Origin of the sequence: Streptomyces sp. NRRL S-350 (genome assembly GCF_000719705.1) — a bacterium.
GTDB lineage: Bacteria > Actinomycetota > Actinomycetes > Streptomycetales > Streptomycetaceae > Kitasatospora.
In genome coordinates this window covers 19600-39422 of the sequence record NZ_JOHO01000080.1, presented here as the reverse complement: position 1 = coordinate 39422, position 19823 = coordinate 19600, and the positions used below count along the sequence as shown (strand labels likewise).

9 protein-coding genes are annotated in these 19823 nt (G+C 72.7%); 3 read left to right on the top strand and 6 right to left on the bottom strand.

The genetic code is table 11. The features are described 5' to 3' along the window. Together IF30_RS0136690 and pulA are read right to left on the bottom strand one after the other, a co-directional pair. The coding region (locus tag IF30_RS0136690) for a M4 family metallopeptidase (protein ID WP_051712014.1) at positions 1-2055 on the bottom strand (2055 nt) is incomplete at its 3' end. A gap of 621 nt (positions 2056-2676) precedes the next feature. Beyond that, a complete protein-coding gene (gene pulA, locus IF30_RS0136685) occupies positions 2677-8181 on the bottom strand; it encodes a pullulanase-type alpha-1,6-glucosidase (protein WP_030246723.1) in 5505 nt (1834 codons plus the stop codon). Between the two features lie 317 nt (positions 8182-8498). Between pulA and IF30_RS0136680 the strand changes: the two genes are divergently transcribed. Then, positions 8499-9467: a phosphatase PAP2 family protein gene (locus IF30_RS0136680; RefSeq protein WP_037902428.1), complete on the top strand. Its 969-nt coding sequence runs from the start codon at positions 8499-8501 to the stop codon at positions 9465-9467. Between the two features lie 133 nt (positions 9468-9600). Here the strand turns inward: IF30_RS0136680 and IF30_RS0136675 are convergent, their stop codons facing one another. After that, positions 9601-12657, bottom strand: a complete 3057-nt coding sequence (locus IF30_RS0136675) for a bifunctional [glutamine synthetase] adenylyltransferase/[glutamine synthetase]-adenylyl-L-tyrosine phosphorylase (RefSeq protein WP_030246720.1) — start codon at positions 12655-12657, stop codon at positions 9601-9603. A 245-nt stretch (positions 12658-12902) separates the two neighbouring features. Here IF30_RS0136675 and IF30_RS0136670 point away from each other — a divergent pair, with 245 nt between their 5' ends. Continuing rightward, the gene (locus IF30_RS0136670; protein ID WP_030246719.1) at positions 12903-13688 is read left to right on the top strand and encodes a class E sortase; all 786 of its coding nucleotides are present in this window, start codon (positions 12903-12905) and stop codon (positions 13686-13688) included. A gap of 79 nt (positions 13689-13767) precedes the next feature. Here IF30_RS0136670 and IF30_RS48305 read toward each other — a convergent pair whose 3' ends face one another. Both IF30_RS48305 and glnA read right to left on the bottom strand, forming a co-directional pair. Further along, a complete protein-coding gene (locus IF30_RS48305; protein WP_030246717.1) occupies positions 13768-14952 on the bottom strand; it encodes a hypothetical protein in 1185 nt (394 codons plus the stop codon). Positions 14953-15213: 261 nt separating this feature from the next. Next, on the bottom strand, positions 15214-16575 hold the full coding sequence (gene glnA, locus IF30_RS0136660) for a type I glutamate--ammonia ligase (RefSeq protein ID WP_030246715.1): 1362 nt from the start codon (positions 16573-16575) through the stop codon (positions 15214-15216). A 173-nt stretch (positions 16576-16748) separates the two neighbouring features. Between glnA and IF30_RS0136655 the strand changes: the two genes are divergently transcribed. Further along, a complete protein-coding gene (locus IF30_RS0136655; RefSeq protein WP_030246713.1) occupies positions 16749-18503 on the top strand; it encodes an NAD+ synthase in 1755 nt (584 codons plus the stop codon). A gap of 21 nt (positions 18504-18524) precedes the next feature. Here the strand turns inward: IF30_RS0136655 and IF30_RS0136650 are convergent, their stop codons facing one another. Next, the gene (locus tag IF30_RS0136650; protein WP_030246712.1) at positions 18525-19577 is read right to left on the bottom strand and encodes an endonuclease/exonuclease/phosphatase family protein; all 1053 of its coding nucleotides are present in this window, start codon (positions 19575-19577) and stop codon (positions 18525-18527) included. Positions 19578-19823: the final 246 nt, after the last annotated feature.

Genomic DNA, 19823 nt, shown 5'->3' with positions numbered 1-19823 from the left:
CGTCTGCGACAGCGAGTCGGTGTGCGCGGAGCCGTAGCCGTTCATCCACGCCTTCCAGGAACCGCCGTGCGCGGCCTGGCCCGAGCTGTTGTCGACCACGCCGGAGCTCGCCGTCCACGGCGACGCCGAACCCGTCTCGAAGCCCGGGTTGCCCAGCAGCTGCGCCGGCGTGCAACCGCCGCCGCCACCACTGGTCACCGTCCAGGTGAAGCTCGCCGTCCCCGACTTGCCCGCCGAGTCCTTCACCGTCACCGTCACGTTCGAGGTGCCCGCCGTGGTCGGCGTACCCGTGATCGCACCGGTCGACGCGTTGATCACCAGACCGGCCGGCAGGCCCGTCGCCGAGTACGACAGCGGAGCCGTCCCACCCGACGCCTTGATCGCCAGGTTGACCGCGGTGCCGACGGCGGTCGACTGGTTGCCCGGGCTGGTGACGGTGACGCCGCCCGGGTTGGGCAGCGAGCCGACGTTGACGGCGGCCCAGGCGGTGGCGACCGCGTTGTACTCGGCGCTGTTCGCGCCGTACAGGTCGGTGGCCGCGTTCAGGGTCGCGGTACGGGCGGCGGCGTAGTTGGTGGTCGAGGTCATGTAGGCGGTCAGCGCCTTGTACCAGACCTGCTGCGCCTTGTCCCGGCCGATGCCGGTGACGGTGATGTTGTTGACCGTGGGGCTGTTGTAGCTGACGCCGTTGATCACCTTGGCGCCGCTGCCCTCGGCCAGCAGGTAGAAGAAGTGGTTGGCGACACCGGACGAGTAGTGCACGTCCAGGTTGCCGACGCCCGAGTACCAGGAGTCGGCCGAGGTGCCGTCCTTGGAGGGCTTGTCCATGTAGCGCAGCGGCGTACCGTTGCCGTTGATGTCGATCAGCTCGCCGACCAGGTAGTCCGGCACGTCCTTGGGCAGGTTCGCGTAGAACTCGACCATGTTGCCGAAGATGTCCGAGGTGGCCTCGTTGAGGCCGCCGGACTCGCCCGAGTAGTTCAGGTTGGCGGTGGCCGAGGTGACGCCGTGGCTCATCTCGTGGCCGGCGACGTCGAGTTCGGTGAGCGGGTGGGTGTCGCCCGAGCCGTCGCCGTAGGTCATGCAGAAGCAGGAGTCGTCCCAGAACGCGTTGACGTAGCCGGTGTCGTAGTGGACCCGGCTCATGGCGCCGACGCCGTCGTTGCGGATGCCGTTGCGGCCGAAGGTGTTCTTGTAGAAGTCCCAGGTCGCGGCGGCGCCGAACTGCGCGTCCACGGCGGCCGACTCGCGGTTGCTGGCCTGGCCGTTGCCCCAGGTGTCCGAGGACTTGGTGAACAGCGTGCCGTTGCCGGAGGTGCCGTTCTTCATGTCGGTGGTGTTCTGGCCGCCGCGGGTGGCGTCCTTGAGCGAGTAGGTCGAGCCGCTCTGGGTGGTGGTCAGCGGGACGGTGCCGACGAAGACGCCGGTGCCGGTGCCCCGCTTGATGCCGTCGGCCTTGCTGAGCACGTCACCGGTCTTGGCGTCGGTCACCACGTGCAGCTTGCTCGGGGTGCCGTCGGACTCGCGGCCGGCGATGACGGTCTCCCAGGCGAGCTTCGGGGTGCCGTCCGCGGCCCACACCACCAGGCGGGGGGCGGTGTCGACGGAGCCCGCCTCGACGGCCAGCGCGGCGGCCTGGGCCTTCGGCGCGGCCTGGGCCGGGGTGGTGTCGACGCCGGCGAGGGTGGCCTCGCTGGCCTTGGTCACGCTCTTGGTGGCACCGTTCGCGTCCTGGTGGACGATCAGGTCGCCGCCCAGGACGGGCAGTCCGGCGTAGGTGCGCTCGTAGCGCAGGTGGCGACCGCCGTTGGCGTCCTGGACGACGTCCTTGGTGACCAGCTTCTCCTGGCTGCTCAGGCCGAGGGCCTGGGCGAGCGAGGCGGTCTGCTGGTTCGCCGAGGCGATCAGCGCGGCCCGGGTGGTCTGCTGGGCCGCGACGGCGGCCGGCGCGTCCGGCGTGGCCGCCTGGGCGATGACCGGTATGCCGGTGACCAGCAGCGCGGTGGAGGCGGCCATGACGACCGCCGCCTTCCGGGCGTGAGCGTAACGGGACATGCGGACTCCTTTTCCGACCGGCGCCGGTTCGCGCCGGTGGAGAGAAACCTGGGCCGCGGGGTTGCGGCGCAGTGGGGGCCCCCGCCGGGTGCGACGGAGGTGCGGTAGCGGGTTGCGGTGCTCACAACCCGTTGCAGGTCGGGACGCGCTGCACCTGGACTGGAGCAGCTGCACCGGGAGGTGGGGCCCCCTCGTCTGCAGCCGGAGGAATCGTGGCAGCAAACCGGCCGTCAATGACAGATGCATGCCACCGATTGGCCGGTTCATTACCGAAACCGTATGCATGGCGGTAAGTCAGTTGTGCTACGGCTTTGCACAGTCGTGAACACGGTTTTCATGGTCCGGACAAAGTTCGATCACCGCCGGTGGTCACTGACCAGCGCTCAGAACCGCCGGAGGGCGCGTCGGGCAGCGCGCAGCGCCGAGCGGGCGCGGCACGTCACACTTCCGGCCGTGCCAGGAACGGTTTCCGGCCACTGTTGCGCCGGAACGGAACCGGGCCCCGCGCCGCTTGAACAGCGGTGCGGGGCCCGACAGTTGCGTGGTGTACGGACCAGTTCCGAAACGACACGCGCCGAGCGCCGCAGGAACGCCGGAGTCAGCCCTCGACGAGCGCCGGAGTCAGCCCTGGACGAACACCGCCACGGTGCGCCCCGGCACGGTGAACGTGCCGGTCCCGGCGTCGAAGCCGGACCGCTTCACCACCCCGTCCGCCCCGCCCGCCTGGACGGGGTGCAGCGCCTGGCTCGTCCCCTTCAGGGCCGCCACGGTCTGCGTCTGCGCGGTGGGCGTGGCGTTGAAGACCACGGTGATGCCCTTCTCCGCGCCCTTCAGCCCGGTCCCGTCGAGGTGCAGGGTGATCACCCCGGGCGTCTCGCCGGCCGTGCCGGAGAGCGGGTACGAGAGCCGTTGCTGGACGGCGGCCAGGGTCGGCAGCGAGAACAGCGGCGAGGACTGCTTGATCCGCAGGAACTCCTGGTACTGCGCCGAGGCCGCCCTGATGTCGGCCGCGCCGACGGTCAGCTCCGGGTTCGCCAGCAGGGACTGCGCGGTCGGCCACATCGCCTTGTTGTCGGCCGCCGGCGGCAGGCCGTGGCCCCAGCCGTTGCCGTCCGCGGCGTCCCAGTGGATCGCGTTGAACCAGTCGCCGGAGTCGTAGGAGTTGGAGTCGAGCGACTTGGAGCGCAGCAGGTCGCTGCCGGCCTGGGCGAAGCCCGCGCCCTGGGTGAGCGCGGTGAGGGAGAGCCCGAGCGCCTGCATCCGGGCCCGGTCGGCGGGCGCGGTGGCGGTCGGCAGCTTGTACGCGAGCGCGTCGAAGAGGTCGGTGTTGTCGTGGGCGTCCACGTACTCCACCGCCTCGCCCGGCTTGGCCGCGTACCCGGTCGGGGCGCCGTTGTAGTCGACCTGGGCGCCGGTGACGGCCTTCCCTGAGCTGTCGGTGAAGGCGTAGCCGGCCAGGTTGCCGGTCAGGCTCACCTTCAGCTGGTCCATCTGGTGCAGGAGCCGGGCCTTCTGCTCCTCCGGGGTGCCGTTCGCGGGCGCGCCGTTGGGGTCGGTGAACAGGCCGGAGGCGAAGCCCTGTTGCGGGGCGGAGTCGAGCATGAAGTTGCCGCCGCGGGCGGCGTCGCGGATCCGGTCGTCGAAGGTGGCGATGCCGGTGCCGGCCATGTTGGCCTGGGTGGCCTGCTCGAACCGGGCGTTGTTCGCGACGGCGCCGAAGTTCCAGCCCTCGCCGTACAGGAAGACGTTCTTCCCGTCCACGCCGTCCGAGTCCGGTGTCATCTTCCGCAGTGCGGCCTGCACGTCCAGCATGGTGGACTTGGGATCCAGGCCCATCAGGTCGAAGCGGAAGCCGTCCACCTTGTACTCCCGGGCCCAGAGGGTCACGGAGTCGACCACCAGCCGGTTCATCATGGCGTGCTCGGGCGCGGTGTCGGCGCAGCAGCTGTCCGTCGTCACCTTGCCGTCCGCGTCCAGCCGCTGGTAGTAGCCGGGGACCACCCGGTCGAGCACCGAGTGGTCGGCCCGGCCGCTGGCGGCGGTGTGGTTGTAGACCACGTCGAGCACCACCCGCAGTCCGGCCGCGTGCATCGCCTGCACCATCTGCCGGAACTGCACGGTGCGGGCGGTGCCGCCGGGGTCGGTCGCGTACGAGCCCTCCGGCACGTTGTAGTGCAGCGGGTCGTAGCCCCAGTTGTAGGCGTCGTCGGCGGCGACGGCGGCCACGCACTCCTGCTGCTTGGGGCCGTCCGGGGGCAGGGACTTGAGGTCGCAGGCCGGCAGTTTCTGGTCGGCCCGGTTCTCCCGGATGGTGGCGATGTCGAAGGTCGGCAGCAGGTGGATCGTGGTGATCCCGGCCTTGGCCAGCTCCCGCAGGTGCTGCATGCCGGCCGAGTTCGACTCGGTGAACGCCAGGTAGGTGCCGCGCTCGGCGGCCGGGACGGTGGTGTCCGCCACCGAGAAGTCCCGGACGTGCAGTTCCTGGATCTGCTGCTGCGCGGGCGGGACGGCCTGCGGGCGGGCGTGGTCGTCCCAGCCGGCGGGCTTGAGCTCCTTGGCGTCGAGGTCGGCGACCAGGCTGCGCCCGGAGTCGGCGGAGAGCGCCACCGAGTACGGGTCGGTGACGGTGTCGACCACCAGCTGCTGCGCCGAGGGCGCCCAGACCTTCACCTGGTACAGGTAGTACTTGCCGTCCAACTCGCGCTTGTCCCGGACGACTTCCCACACGCCGGTCTCGTCGTCCAGCTTCAGCGGCAGTGTCGTGGGGGTGCCGCCGGTGGGGCCGTCGAAGACCTGGACGGAGACGTCCTGCGCGGTCGGCGCCCAGACCGACAGCGCCACCTTGCCGTCGTAGTACGCCGGGCCGAAGTCGACCTTGCCGGTCCGCCCGGCGTACAGGTCGTCCAGCACGCCGGGGGTCTGGACCCCGGTCGCGGCCAGGACGGCGCCGTTGGGCAGGTGTTCGGTGAACAGCAGCTGGCCGCGCAGCGCGGCCGGGACGCGGGTGGCGTCGCGGGCGTCCACGGTGAAGGCCCGGTAGCCCGCCAGGTGCGGGTACTTGGCCTTCTGCGCGTCGGTGAGCCCGCTCCTGACCGGCGTGAGCCTCAGCCACCGGCCGGGTTCGGTGAGCGTGCCCTTGTCGGCCCGGATGCCTCCGGCCGGGTCGTAGACGAGCTGGGCGCTGGTGCCGCCGGCCAGGGCGTCGTCGCCCGCGCCGTAGTTCACCGGGACGACGACGGTCTTGGCGTCGATCCACTGCGCCTTGGCGCTGCCGAGGTCGATCTGGGAGGAGGCGGCCGGGCTCTGCGGCAGCAGGTGGCCCTCACGGCCGCCGAGGATCCAGATCTCCTTGCCGTCGACCGCGAAGTCCAGCGACTGGTCGGCGGGCAGGTCCTTGTCGTTGCCCTTGTGCAGGATGTAGCTGAGGCTGGTCGCGCCGGGTGCCAGCGGCACCTCGAAGACGGCGCCGAAGGCGTCGCGGCGCGCCGGCGTCAGCGGTCTGCCCCAGTCGGTGGGGGTGGCGGCGCCGGTCCAGTCGTGCAGGCCCCAGCCGTCGTAGTCGCCGTCGGCCCGGTTGTAGTGGATGACGGCGGTGTTCGCCGGCGGTGTGTCGGCCGGCCCGGGGTCGGCGGTGCGCACGGTCGGGTCGCCCTGCTTGAGCCACACCTCGCCGGTGCTGCCGACGTCGATGTGCCGGTCGGCGTCGACGTCCTTGGCGCCGTTCTTCTCCACGATGAACCCGACGTCCGAGGCGCCGGGCTTGAGCCGCACGTAGGCGAAGGCGCCGTACGCGTCGCGTCCGGTGAAGGGGTGCCCGGCCGGCCACGGGGTGGCCTCGCCGTCGGCGAGGTCGCCCCAGGCGTAGAGGTTCCAGCCGTCGTAGTCGCCGTCCGGCCGGTTGTAGTGGACGACGGCGTACGGGCGGGCGCCGGCGGTGGGCTTGGGCTGGGGTGCGGGGGTGCCGGTGGTGAAGGCGGCGGTGGCGGAGCGCAGGTGGCCGCTGGAGTCCTGGACGACGGCCTTGTACCGGACGACCGTGCCGGGGGCGACGGCGCCGAGGTCCTGCGTCACCAGGTACCGGCCGTTGTCGGCGGTGCCCAGCGTCTGCCAGGGGCCGTTGCCGATCTGGGCGGCGAAGCTCACCCGGTCGAAGCCGCCGCCGTCGACGCGGGCGCCCACCGTGACGAGCCCGGTGGAGCCGTCCGCCGGCGGCGTGAGCGCGATCTGCGGGGCCGCGCCGACGGCCGCGAGCTTGCCGGCCGCCTTGAACACGACGGAGGACAGCGCGGGGACGGTCACGGTCACCTTGCGGTCCGCGCCGCTGGTGACGTGCTCCCCCGCCGCCGGGTGGATCCGGTCGAAGCCCATCCCCGCCGAGAAGGTGTCCAGCGTGACGGTCTTCGCCTCGGTGGCGTTGTTGACCGCCGCCAGGTACTCGACCTGCTGCCCCGCGTCGATCCGGGAGAAGGCGTACACGCCCGGGCCGTCGGCGGCGTACCGCTCGATCTGGGCGCCGTCGGCCAGTGCCGGGTTGTCGCGGCGCAGCGCGGCCAGTCCGGCGATGCCCCGGTAGAGCTCGCCGTCCTGCCCGTACCGGTCGGCCGCGCCGGCGGGGCCGCCGAGCACCCGGTCGGTGTTGTACGAGGGCGTCTTCGAGGCGAACAGGTCCTGCCGGGCGTCCTTGTCGCCGCCGGCGCCGGTGAAGCCCTGTTCGTCGCCGTAGTAGACGACGGGCTGGCCGCGGGTGAGGAACTGCAGCTCGTTGGCGAGCCGTTCCTTGCCGAGCAGCGTGGCGTCGTCGGCGCCCGGGTTGTCGGCGAGCAGGAAGGAGCCGAAGCGCCCCATGTCGTGGTTGCCGAGGAAGGTCGGCAGCTCGTACGCGTCGGTGTCGGCGCTGGTGTAGCGGTAGTCCTGGCCGTAGACGTCGGCGAGGGCCTTCGCCGAGCCGCCCTGGGAGACGTAGGAGCGGGCCGCCCCCTGGAACGGGAAGTCGAGGGTGGCCTGGAGCTTGCCCTTGGTGACGTACGGCGAGGTGATCGCCGGGTCGCCGGAGTAGACCTCGCCGAACATGAAGAACTTCTTGTTGCCCTGCTTGGCCGCGAAGTCCTTCAGCGCAGGCGCCCACTGCTGCCAGAACGCCATGTTGACGTGCTTGACGGTGTCGATCCGGAAGCCGTCCACGCCGGCGTCCTTGACCCACTGCTGGTAGACCTTCTCGAAGCCCTTCACCACCCGGGGGTTCTGGGTGTCGAGGTCGTCCAGGCCGCTGAAGTCGCCCTCGGTGGCGGATTCGCCGACGAAGGTCGAGTCGCCCCGGTTGTGGTAGAGCGAGGGGTCGTTGAGCCAGGACGGGGTCTTGGCGGTGGCGTCGCCGGGGTTGCGGAAGACCGGGGTGTACGGGAAGGAGTCCTTGGTGGTCCGCGGCCAGGGGGCGCCCGCGTCGGCGACGGCGGTCTCGTCGACCGGCTTGCCGTCGGTGTCGAGCGTCGGGTAGGCGCCGACGGAGCGGTAGCCGTGCTGCTGCTCGGCGTCGTCGATGACGTCGGCGGTGTGGTTGGTGATGACGTCGAAGAAGACCTTGATGCCGCGGGCGTGCGCCTTGGCTATCAGCTCCTTGAGCTGGTCGTTGGTGCCGAAGTGCGGGTCGACCTGGGTGAAGTCGGTGATCCAGTAGCCGTGGTAGCCCGCGGACGCGTCCGCGCCGCTGCCCTGCACCGGCTTGTTCTTGAAGATCGGCGCCATCCAGATCGCGGTGGTGCCGAGGTCCTGGATGTAGTCGAGCTTCTGGATCAGGCCGGCCAGGTCGCCACCGTGGTAGAAGCCCTTGTCGGCCGGGTCGAAGCCGTTGTCCAGCCGGCCGCCGGTGATGCCGCCGCTGTCGTTGGCGGTGTCGCCGTTGGCGAAGCGGTCGGGCAGGACGAAGTAGAACTGCTCGCGGGTGAGGTCGTGCCGCCCGGCGGTGGCCGCGAGCGCGGCGTCCGAGGGCGGGGCCGGCGGGGCGGCTGCCAGGGCTGCGGGGGCGCTGCCGAGCGTGGCGGCGGTCAGCGCTGCGGCCAGCAGGACGGCCGTGCGGCCGGGTCTGCGTGGGGAAGTGCTCCGCCGGGGGCGGAGCGGGGCGTCGGCCACTGAGGGCTCCCTTAGGGGAAGGGGCGATCGAGTTCCCAGGAAGCTAGCGGCCTGCAATATGTTTCAGCAAGATGCAGAAACGGTTTCGTCGCCGGAAAATCCAGGTCGTCGGCCATCTCCGGCCACCCCGATTACTCCCCCGGAGGGACGAGCGTGACAATGGGACGTATGCCCGTCCCACCGGTACGCACCAGAACCCAGAGCACCCCCTACCCCGGTGGGAGCCGGCGCCTAGCCCTCAAGGGGGACAGCCGGTGAAGAATCCACTTCCGGAGGATGAGCAGACGGCTACGAGCGGTCTGGCAGACTTGCCGTCCATGGGGGAACCGACCGAGATCCAGCGAGGCGACGCCGGGCGCGCCGACACGGCCACCGGTGGCGGTTCCGCGGCGGTGAAGGCCGGTCCCGGCCCCCGGCCCGACGGAGCCACCCGCGCCGCCCAGTCCCGAACCGCCGCCCTGCGCAGCCGCGTCCGCGACCAGCGCCGTTCACCGGCCAGGCCGCGGCTCTGGATCGAACTCGCCCTGATCGGCGTCAGCTACTGGATCTACTCCCTGGTCCGCAACGCGGTCCCGGAGCAGGAAGCGATAGCCCAGAAGCACGCGCGCTGGATCTGGCACCTGGAGCAGCACCTCGGCATCGCCGTCGAGCACTCGATCAACCACGCGATGGACAGCGTCGGGTGGCTCATCACCGGGATGAACTACTACTACGCGACGCTGCACTTCATCATCACGATCGGCGTCCTGGTCTGGCTCTACCGCAGCCACCCCGGCCGTTACGTCGCAGCCCGCACCGTGCTGTTCGTCACCACCCTGATCGCCCTGGTCGGCTTCTACGCCTTCCCGCTGGCCCCGCCCCGGCTGATGACCGACGGCGGCTTCATCGACACCGTGAAGACCCACGGCACCTGGGGCTCGTTCGCCTCCGGGCCCGCCGCCCACGTCTCCAACCTGTACGCCGCGATGCCGTCGATGCACATCGGCTGGTCGATGTGGTGCGGCCTGGCGATCTTCTTCCTGGCCCGCCGGAAGTGGGTCAGGGCGCTCGGCCTGATGTACCCGGCCGCCACGCTGATGGTCATCGTCTCGACCGCCAACCACTTCTGGATGGATGCCGTCGGCGGCGAGATCTGCCTGGCTGCCGGCTTCCTCGCCGCCCGCTGGCTCTACCACGAGTGGGTCTACAAGCTGCCCCGGGTGCCCGCCCGGGAGGCGGCGGCCGAGCAGCCGATCACCGTGCCGGAGCAGTGGAGCGAGCCCGCGGCCAGCTCCGCGCGCCGGTAGCCGCAGCAGACGAGAGGGGCCCCGGGCAGGGGCCCCTCTCGCATGCCCGGACGCTCAGGGGCGCGCCCGCGGCCCAACCCGGGCCCGGGCAACCCAGCCGGGCCCGGGCGGCCCAGCCGAGCCCGGGCTCGGCTCAGCCGGTGCCGTAGAACAGCCGGTCCACCACCACGCGGGCCCGCCGCGTGGTCCGCCGGTAGTCGTCCAGCAGCTCGCCGCTGTGCCCGGCCCCGTACCCGAGGTAACGGGCCACCCCGGCCAGCTCCCGGGCCTCCCCCGGGAAGCTGTCCCCGGGCCTGCCGCGCACCAGCATCACCGCGGCCCGCACCCGGGAGGCCAGCACCCAGGCCGCCTCCAGCACCTCCCCGTCCTCCGGCTTCACCAGCCCGGCGTCCACGGCCGCCGCCAGCGCCGCCCTGGTCCGGGTGGTGCGCAGGCCCGGCAGCGCGTGCCCGTGCTGGAGCTGGAGCAGTTGGACCGTCCACTCCACGTCCGCCAGGCCGCCCCGCCCGATCTTGGTGTGGGTGGTCGGGTCTGCGCCGCGCGGCAGCCGCTCGGCCTCGATCCGGGCCTTGATCCGGCGGATCTCCGTCAGGTCCCGCTCCGGCACCCCGCTGCCCGGGTAGCGCAGCGGGTCGATCAGCTGCCGGAACCGCGCGCCCAGCCCCGGGTCCCCGGCCACCGGCTCGGCCCGCAGCAGCGCCTGGCTCTCCCAGGCGTGCGACCAGCGCCGGTAGTACGCCGCGTACGAGGCGAGGGTGCGGACGAGCGGTCCGCTGCGCCCCTCCGGCCGCAGGTCCGCGTCGACCAGCAGCGGCGGCTCGGTGGAGGGCGCGCCGAGCTGGGCGCGCAGCTCGTGGCAGACCGCCTGGGCGGCCCGGGCGGCCTCCTCCTCCAGCGAGCCGAGCAGCGGCTCGTGGACGAAGAGCACGTCGGCGTCGGAGCCGTAGCCCAGTTCGTGGCCGCCGAAGCGGCCCATCGCGATCACCGAGATCCGGGTGGGCAGGTCCCCGTGCTCGGCCTCCCAGCCCGCGACGCAGGCCCGCAGCGCGCCCTGCAGGGTGGCGGCGTTGAGCGCGGTGAGCGCCTCGCCCGAGCTGTCGAGTGCCTCGGCGGGGTCGTCCCCGAGCCTGCCGAGGACGTCCGCGGCGGCCGTCCGGAACAGCTCCCGGCGGCGCACCGAGCGGGCGGCGGCCACGGCGGCGGTGGTGGAGCCGGCCCGGCCGACGGCGGCCAGTATCTCCCCCTCCAGGGCGGCCCGGCCGCGCGGTTCCAGGCCCTGCGGGTCGCCGAGCATGGCGACCGCCTCGGGGGCGCGCAGCAGCAGGTCCGGGGCGAGCCGGCCGGCCGACAGCACCCGGGCCAGCTGCTCGGCGGCGGCGCTCTCGTCCCTCAGCAGCCGCAGGTACCAGGGGGTGCGGCCGAGCGCGTCGGAGACCTGGCGGAAGTTGAGCAGCCCGGCGTCCGGGTCGGCCGAGTCGGCGAACCAGCCGAGCAGCACCGGCAGCAGGGTGCGCTGGATCGCTGCCTTGCGGCTCACCCCGGAGGCGAGGGCGCTGATGTGCCGCAGCGCGGCGGCCGGGTCCGTGTAGCCGAGCGCCTCCAGCCGGGCCCGCGCGGCGTCCGGGGTCAGCCCGGCGGCGCCCGGCGGCAGCTCGGCGACGGCGTCGAGCAGCGGCCGGTAGAACAGCTTCTCGTGCAGCCGCCGCACCTCCACCGCGTGCCGCTTCCACTCGCGGTGCAGCGCGGCCACCGGGTCGGCGCGGGTGTCGTCGTTGATCAGCGCGGCCAGCGAGCGGGCGAGCCGGCGCAGGTCCTCCGCCGCGGTGGGCATCAGGTGGGTGCGGCGCAGCCGGTACAGCTGGATCCGGTGTTCCAGCGAGCGCAGGAAGCGGTACGCGGTGTCCAGCGAGGCGGCGTCCGCCCGGCCGACGTACCCGCCCCGGGACAGCGCGGCCAGCGCCTCCAGGGTGTTGCCGCTGCGCAGCGCCGGGTCGGTGCGGCCGTGCACGAGTTGCAGCAGCTGGACGGAGAACTCGACGTCGCGCAGCCCGCCCGGGCCGAGCTTGAGCTGGCGGTCGAGTTCGGTCGCGGGGATGGAGTCGATCACCCGGCGGCGCATCTGCTGCACGTCGGCGACGAAGTTCTCCCGGGCGGCGGCCTGCCAGACCATCGGGGCGAGCGCTTCGACGTACGCGGCGCCGAGTTCGGCGTCCCCGGCGACCGGCCGGGCCTTGAGCAGGGCCTGGAACTCCCAGGTCTTGGCCCAGCGCTGGTAGTAGGCGAGGTGGCTTGCCAGGGTGCGCACCAGCGGCCCGTTGCGGCCCTCGGGCCGCAGGTTGGCGTCCACCGGCCAGATGGTGCCCTCGCCGGTGGTGTCCGCGCAGAGCCGGGTGAGGGCGGCGGCCAGCCGGGTGGCGGCCTTGACCGCCGTCTGCTCGTCCACGCCCTCGCGCGGCTCGGCGACGAAGATCACGTCCACGTCCGAGACGTAGTTGAGCTCGCGGCCGCCGCACTTGCCCATGCCGATCACCGCGAGCCGGCAGGCCGCGGCGGCCTCCGGGTCCTGCTCGGCGGCGAGGTCCAGGGCGGTCTGCAGGGTGGCGCCGGCCAGGTCGGCGAGTTCGGCGGCGGTCCGGGCGAGGTCGGTGGTGCCGGTCAGGTCGCGGGCGGCGATGGCGAGCAGGCAGCGGCGGTAGGCGGCCCGCAGGGCGTCCGCCGGGCTGCGGTCGCCGCCGCGGGCGCCCGCGGCCCGGACGCCCTCGGCTTTGACGCCCTCGGTCAGCGCGCGGCGGAAGTCCTCCGGTCCCGGGTGCATGTCGCGCAGCTCGAAGGTGACCAGTACGTGCCAGTCGTGCGGGTGCCGGGCCAGGTGGTCGCCGAGCGCGGTGGAGACGCCGAGCACGCCGAGCAGCCGGTCGCGCAGCGGTTTGGACGTGGTGAGGGTGTCGCGCAGGGTGCGCCGGTCGGTCTCGTCGGCGGCCTCCAGCAGCCGGGCCAGCCCGAGCAGCGCGAGGTCGGGGTCGGCGGTGGCACCGAGGGCGTCCAGCAGTACGGGGTCGTCGGCCAGCCCCTCCAGTCCGGGGCCCTCCAACAGCCGCACCGCTCGCGCCGGGTCGTTGAACCCGCGCCGGACCAGCCGGTTCTCCGGCCTGCTCACCCGGCTACCGGCCCGCTGCTCGTCCACCGCCATCGGCCCCTCCATCCGTCCGCCCCAGCAGGTTACGCGCCCGGACGGCCTGCCGCCGGACGGCCCACGGGCCGGATCCGCCCGGCTCCGGTCGACCGGGCGGAGGGCCCCCGGGCCCGGCGCGGGCGTGTCGGCTTGCCCGTCGGTTCGCGGGCGCGGTCGAGTACGCGCATGACCGGCCGGGACGCCCCGCCTCGGGCCGACCGGCCGGGCAGCCGCCCCCGCACCCCCGCCCGAAGGGACGACCCATGCCGACCGAACAGCAGGCCGAGGAGCGAACCCCGCGCCGACGCCCCCTCCGGACCGCGGTCGGCGTGCTCGGCGACCTCCTGTTCACCGTCGGCGTGCTGCTCGCCCTGCTGGTCGTCTACTCGCTGTGGTGGACGGACCTCACGGCCGACCGGCACGCCGGCCTCGCCGCCGAGCAGCTTCGCCGGGCCTGGTCGGCGGCGGCCCCGCCGATCTCACCGGCCCCGACGGCCCCGACGGCCGCGCCGACCCTGCCGACCGCCACCGCGGGCACCGCCGCGCCGCCCCCGTTCGACCCGGACGGCGCCATCGGTTTCCTCCACGTGCCGGCCCTGGGCGCCGGCTACCAGGTGCTGATCAAGCTCGGTACCGACGACGACACCCTCGCGGAAGGGGTCACCGGCGTCTACACGGCGCCGTACCGTGCGGCCATGCCCTGGGAGGCGGCCGGCAACTTCGCCCTCGCCGCCCACCGCGACGGGCACGGCGCGAAGTTCCACGACCTGGACCGGCTGAAGCCGGGCGACCCGCTGGTCGTGGAGACCCGCGACCGCTGGTACGTCTACCGCGTCGACGCCACGCTGCCCCAGACCTCCAAGGACGACACCGGTGTCATCGCCCCGCTGCCCACCGGCTCCCCGTACTCCGAACCGGGCCGCTACATCACCCTCACGACGTGCACGCCGGTCTACACCTCGCTCTACCGGATGGCCGTCTGGGGCAGCCTGGTCCGGGAGGAGCCGATCGACCAGGACCGTACGCCCCCCGCCGAGCTGCGCCGGTGACACACGGCGGAGGGGCGGCGCGCCCTCGGCGCGCCGCCCCTCCGTCACTCGACGCCCGGCCCCCGGGGGGCGGGTCCGGTCATGAGCGCCGTCGGCTGACCCGCATGGCCGCCGCGCCCGCCGCGACGAACGCCGCCGAGAGGGCGATCAGGATCGGCGTCTGCCCGCTCCCCGTATGGGCCAGCTCCGCGTGGTGGTGCCCGGACGAGTACTGCCCGCCCGCACCGTGGTGCTCGCCCTTCCCCTCGTGCCCGTGGCTGCCGCCCTGGTGCACCGTCTTGTGCGGCGCCCGCTCCTCCTCGACGAACTTGACCTTGTTCAGGTTGTACGAGGCCTGCTTGTTGGCCTGGCTCTGGTGGTTGGAGAGGTTGTTGGACTGCGAGGCCGACTGGTTGTTCTGCGCCGAGTTGTGCGCCTCGTTCTGAGCGCTGTTCTGCGCGGAGTTGTTCGAGCTGCTGCTGGCGGCGGCGCTGTTGTTGGCACTGTTGTTGAGGTTGTTGGCGACGGTGTTCTGCACGATGACCGTCACGCCGACGTGCTGGTCCTGGCCCTGGCTCTGCTGGCCGTTCTGGCTCTGCCCCTGCGCCTGGTTCTGGTCCTGGCCCTGGGCCTGGTTCTGCTCGTTGTTCTGTTGGTTGTTCTGCTCGTTGCCCTGCTGGTTGTTCTGCTGGCCGTTCTGACCCTGCTCGCCGCCGTGGCCGCCGTGCTCCCCGTGCTCCCCGTGCTCCCCGTGCTCCCCGTGGCCGCCGTGCTCGCCATGCTCCCCGTGCTCCCCATGGCCGCCGTGCTCGCCATGCTCGCCGTGGCCGCCTTCGTGGCAGTCGTCGCCGCTACCGGTCGGCGTGCCATCGGGGACCGCCGGCACCGACGGCTGGGCCATGGGCCGGCCGCGCTCGGAGTCCTCCTCGCCCGGCTGAGCCGGTTCGTCCTGCGCGGCGGTGTCGGCCGGCTCCTCGCCCTCCGGCGCCGGGCTGTCGGCCGGGGCCGCGTCGGTCCTGGCGCCGCCGGTCCGGTAGCCCTGGTGGACCACCAGGCCGGACCGGAGGGCGTCGCGGCTGCCGAGGGCCCACGTGCCGGTGTCGTTGCCGTTGTCCTCCCCTGCCAGCCGGAGGAGGTTGTCGACCCATTCGCCCTGGGCCTCGACCGACGAGGAGGCTGCGCTGTCGTCGACGAGGGGCGAGGCGTAGGCCGCGGAGCCGGCCCCGCACACGAGGGCGGCCGAGGCCAGTCCGGACAGGACCAGGGTGGTGATTCGAGTACGCATGACTCTCCAGGATGATCCGCAAAACGGATTTACTGAATACGCCTCTCCCTCCCCCATCCCGGCTCGGCACCGCTGCAGAGTAACCGCATCGGCCCAACGGATTGATGTGTGCGGGGGACACCGCCCGCGCGGCTCACGGCGGATGACGGTACGTTCGCGGCGATCGCACCGAGGAGCCCGCGACCCGGCCGCGACCCGGCCCCGCACGACACCGGGGGCCTGGTCCGATCGGACCAGGCCCCCGGGGATGCCGACGGATCGTCAGAGCACCTGGAGGTTCTTCCGCAGTTCGAACGGCGTCACCTCGGAGCGGTACTCCTCCCACTCCTGGCGCTTGTTGCGCAGGAAGAAGTCGAAGACGTGCTCGCCCAGCGTCTCGGCGACGAGTTCGCTGCGCTGCATCAGGTCGATGGCCTCGCCGAGGTTCTGCGGCATCGGCTGGATGCCGAGGGCGCGGCGCTCGGAGTCGGACAGCGCCCACACGTCGTCGTCGGCGCCCGGCGGGAGCTCGTAGCCCTCCTCGATGCCCTTCAGACCGGCCGCGAGGGTCACCGCGTAGGCGAGGTAGGGGTTGCAGCCGGTGTCGAGGGAGCGGACCTCGATCCGGGTGGAGCCCTGCTTGCCCGGCTTGTACATCGGCACCCGGATCAGCGCGGAGCGGTTGTTGTGGCCCCAGCAGATGTACGACGGCGCCTCGCCGCCGGCGCCGGCGGTGCGCTGGGAGCCGCCCCAGATGCGCTTGTAGGAGTTCACCCACTGGTTGGTGACGGCGGCGATCTCGGCGGCGTGCTTCAGCAGGCCGGCGATGAAGGACCTGCCGACCTTGGAGAGCTGGTACTCGGCACCGGACTCGTGGAAGGCGTTGCGGTCGCCCTCGAACAGCGAGAGGTGGGTGTGCATGCCGCTGCCGGGGTGCTCGGAGAAGGGCTTGGGCATGAAGCTCGCGTGCACGCCCTGCTCCAGCGCGACCTCCTTCATGACCAGGCGGAAGGTCATGATGTTGTCGGCGGTCGACAGCGCGTCGGCGTAGCGCAGGTCGATCTCCTGCTGGCCCGGGGCGCCCTCGTGGTGCGAGAACTCCACCGAGATGCCCATCGACTCCAGCATCGTGATCGCCTGCCGGCGGAAGTCGTGGCCGACCCCGCGCGGGGTGTGGTCGAAGTAGCCGGACTGGTCGGCGGGGATCGGCGGGGTGCCGTCGCCGGGCAGGTTCTTCAGCAGGAAGAACTCGATCTCCGGGTGGGTGTAGAAGGTGAAGCCCTGGTCGGAGGCCTTCTCCAGGGTCCGCTTGAGCACGAACCGGGGGTCGGCGAAGGACGGCGAGCCGTCCGGCATCAGGATGTCGCAGAACATCCGGGCGGTGCCCGGGGTCTCCGAGCGCCACGGCAGGATCTGGAAGGTGGTCGGGTCCGGCTTGGCGATCATGTCGGACTCGTACACCCGGGCGAAGCCCTCGATCGCGGAGCCGTCGAAGCCGATGCCTTCCTCGAAGGCCTGTTCCAGCTCGGCCGGCGCCACCGCGACCGACTTGAGGAACCCGAGCACGTCGGTGAACCACAGCCGGACGAACCGGATGTCACGCTCTTCGAGCGTCCGAAGCACGAACTGCTGCTGCTTGCCCATGGGGACAGTCTCACCTCTGCTCTTTACGCTCGTGTTACGCCCCGGAGGCCTCCGGAGGACCACTGCCCGCGATTGCCCCCATCATGGCCGATCATCGCCCGGGACGGCAGTGCCGCCCCGGTTCGGACCCCCTCGCGGGACATCGCGTCAGATAGACGATTACACTCGGACGCATGCCCAAACTCCGTCTCGCCCTGAGCCAGATCGACCCCTGGGTCGGTGACCTCGCCCGCAACAGCGCTGAGGTGGTGCGCTGGACCAAGCAGGCCGTCGAGGCCGGCGCGCAGCTGGTCGCCTTCCCCGAGATGGCCCTCACCGGGTACCCGGTCGAGGACCTCGCCCTGCGCGGCTCCTTCGTCGAGGCCTCCCGCGACGCGCTGGTGGAGCTGGCCGGCCGGCTGGTGGCCGACGGGCTGGGCGAGGTGCCGGTGGTGGTCGGCTACCTCGGGCGCTCCGAGCACGCCTCGCCGCGGTTCAACCGCCCCGCCGGGTCGCCGCAGAACTGCGCCGCCGTGCTGCACCGGGGCGCCGTGGTGACCCGCTTCGCCAAGCACCACCTGCCCAACTACGGCGTGTTCGACGAGTTCCGCTGGTTCGTCCCGGGCGACCAGCTGCCGGTGGTCCGGGTGCACGGGGTGGACGTCGCGCTGGCGATCTGCGAGGACATCTGGCAGGACGGCGGCCGGGTGACGGCGGCCCGCGAGGCCGAGGCCGGGCTGCTGCTGGTCATCAACGGCTCGCCGTACGAGCGGAACAAGGACGACCAACGGCTGGAGCTGGTCCGCCGCCGGGCGGCCGAGGCGGGCTGCACCCTGGCGTACGTCAACATGGTCGGCGGCCAGGACGAGCTGGTCTTCGACGGCGACTCGATCGTGGTCGGCGCCGACGGCGAAGTCCTCGCCCGCTCCCCGCAGTTCGAGGAGCACCTGCTGGTGCTGGACCTCGACCTGCCGGCCGCCAGCAGCGACCACACCGACGGTCTGCTGCTGAGCGACGGGCTGCACCTGGTCCGCTCCGAGCTGCCCGGCGAGCCGCAGCCCGCGCTCGCGGGGAAGCCGGTCGCCGAGATCGCGCCGCGGCTGTCCGACGAGGCGGAGATCTGGGCCGCGTTGGTCTCCGGCACCCGGGCGTACGTCGCCAAGAACGGCTTCCGGTCCGTCCTGATCGGTCTCTCCGGCGGCATCGACTCGGCGCTGGTGGCCTCGATCGCGGTGGACGCGATCGGCGCCGACAACGTGCACTGCGTCTCGATGCCGAGCCGCTACTCCTCCGAGCACTCCAAGGGCGACGCCGCCGAGCTGGCCCGCCGCACCGGGCTGCACTTCCGGACCGTCTCCATCGCCCCGATGTTCGACGCCTATATGGGCGCCACCGAGCTGACCGGCCTGGCCGAGGAGAACCTGCAGTCCCGGCTCCGCGGCACCCTGCTGATGGCGATCTCCAACCAGGAGGGGCACATCGTGCTCGCCCCCGGCAACAAGAGCGAGCTGGCGGTCGGCTACTCGACCCTGTACGGCGACTCGGTGGGCGCGTACGGGCCGATCAAGGACGTCTACAAGTCGCTGGTCTTCCGGCTGGCCCGCTGGCGCAACGAGGAGGCCGAGCGGCGCGGCGAGGTGCCGCCGATCCCGGAGAACACCATCACCAAGCCGCCGTCCGCCGAGCTGCGGCCGGACCAGATGGACAGCGACTCGCTGCCGGACTACGACCTGCTGGACAGCGTGCTGGCGCGCTACATCGAGGGCGACGAGGGCCGGGACGCGATCGTGGCGGCCGGCTTCGACCCGGCCGTCGTCGACCGGGTGGTGCGGCTGGTGGACACCGCCGAGTACAAGCGGCGCCAGTACCCGCCGGGCCCGAAGATCTCGGTCAAGAACTTCGGCCGGGACCGGCGCCTGCCGATCACCAACCGCTGGCGCCGGGGCTGACCCGGCGCCAGGGGGGCGGCCCTACGAGGAGTACCGGTAGGTGGCGGCCACCGCGAGGTGGTCGCTGCCGTCCTGCGGCAGGGTGCGGGAGTCGACCGGCTTGAGGCCGCCCCTGCTCATGATCTGGTCGATCCGGGCCATCGGGAACGACGCGGGCCAGCTGAAGCCGAAGCCGTCCCCGGCGGCGCCCTGGGCCGAGCGCATCTGCGAGGTGACGGGCGCGAGGCTGCGGTCGTTCATGGTGCCGTTGAGGTCACCGAGCAGCAGCACCTTCCGGACCGGCTCGGCCCGGATCGCCTCGCCGAGCGCCTGCGCGCTGGCGTCCCGCTGGCCGACGGTGAAACCGCCCTCGGCCTTCAGCCGCACCGAGGGCAGGTGCGCGACGTACACCGCGACCGGGCCCTGCGGGGTGGCGACCTCCGCCCGGAACGCCCTGGTCCAGCCCATCTTGAGGTCCACCGGCGCGACGCCGCTGATCGGGTACTTCGACCAGAGCCCGACCGTGCCCTCCACCGAGTGGTACGGGTAGGCCTCGGCGAGCCCGGTCTCGTACGAGCGCATCGCCCTGCCGGCCAGCTCCTGGAGGGCGACGATCTGGGCGCCGGAGGCCACCAGCCCGCGGACGGTGGCCGGGACGTCGGTGTTGGCGGCGGCCACGTTGTGGCTGACCACCGTCAAGTCGCCCCGGCCGCCGCTCTTGTCGGTCAGCAGGCCGCCGAACAGGTTGGCCCAGAGCGCGACGGGCAGCAGCAGGGCGAGCAGCGCGGTGGCGGAGCGGCGCAGCAGCGCGGGCACCAGCAGCACCGGGACGGCCAGGCCCAGCCAGGGCAGGAAGGTCTCCAGCAGGCTGCCGAGGTTGCCGACGCCGTTGGGCGCCTCGGCGTGGAAGGCGAGCAGTGCGGCGGTGAGCAGGGCCAGGACGGCGATCACCAGGCCGCGCCGCCAGGTGGTGCTGCCGCGTGCGTCGCGGCCCCAGTCGCGCAGGCCCAGGAAGCCGCCGGCCCGGGCCGCGGGGGCCGCGTCGTCGGCGCCTCCGGGGGCCGCGATCCGCTCGGTGCTGTCCGCCTGCGCCATGCCGTGGCTCCCGTTCGCTCGTGCCGTCCGCCGGTCCGGAACCGCCCCGCGGGGTGGGGGGCAACGCCGGAAAGGTGCCGGTTCGATCGGATTCCCGGCTCAGCCTATGCCGGGACAGACGTCGCTCCGCCGGAGCGGGTTGCGGCGTGGCCCGGTTTGGTGAGCCAGGCCACGTCCGGCGAGGCCGGCGGGGTGCACGGCCGACGGGACACGAGGTCATCGGGGCGCGAGGTCGGCGCCGGGGGG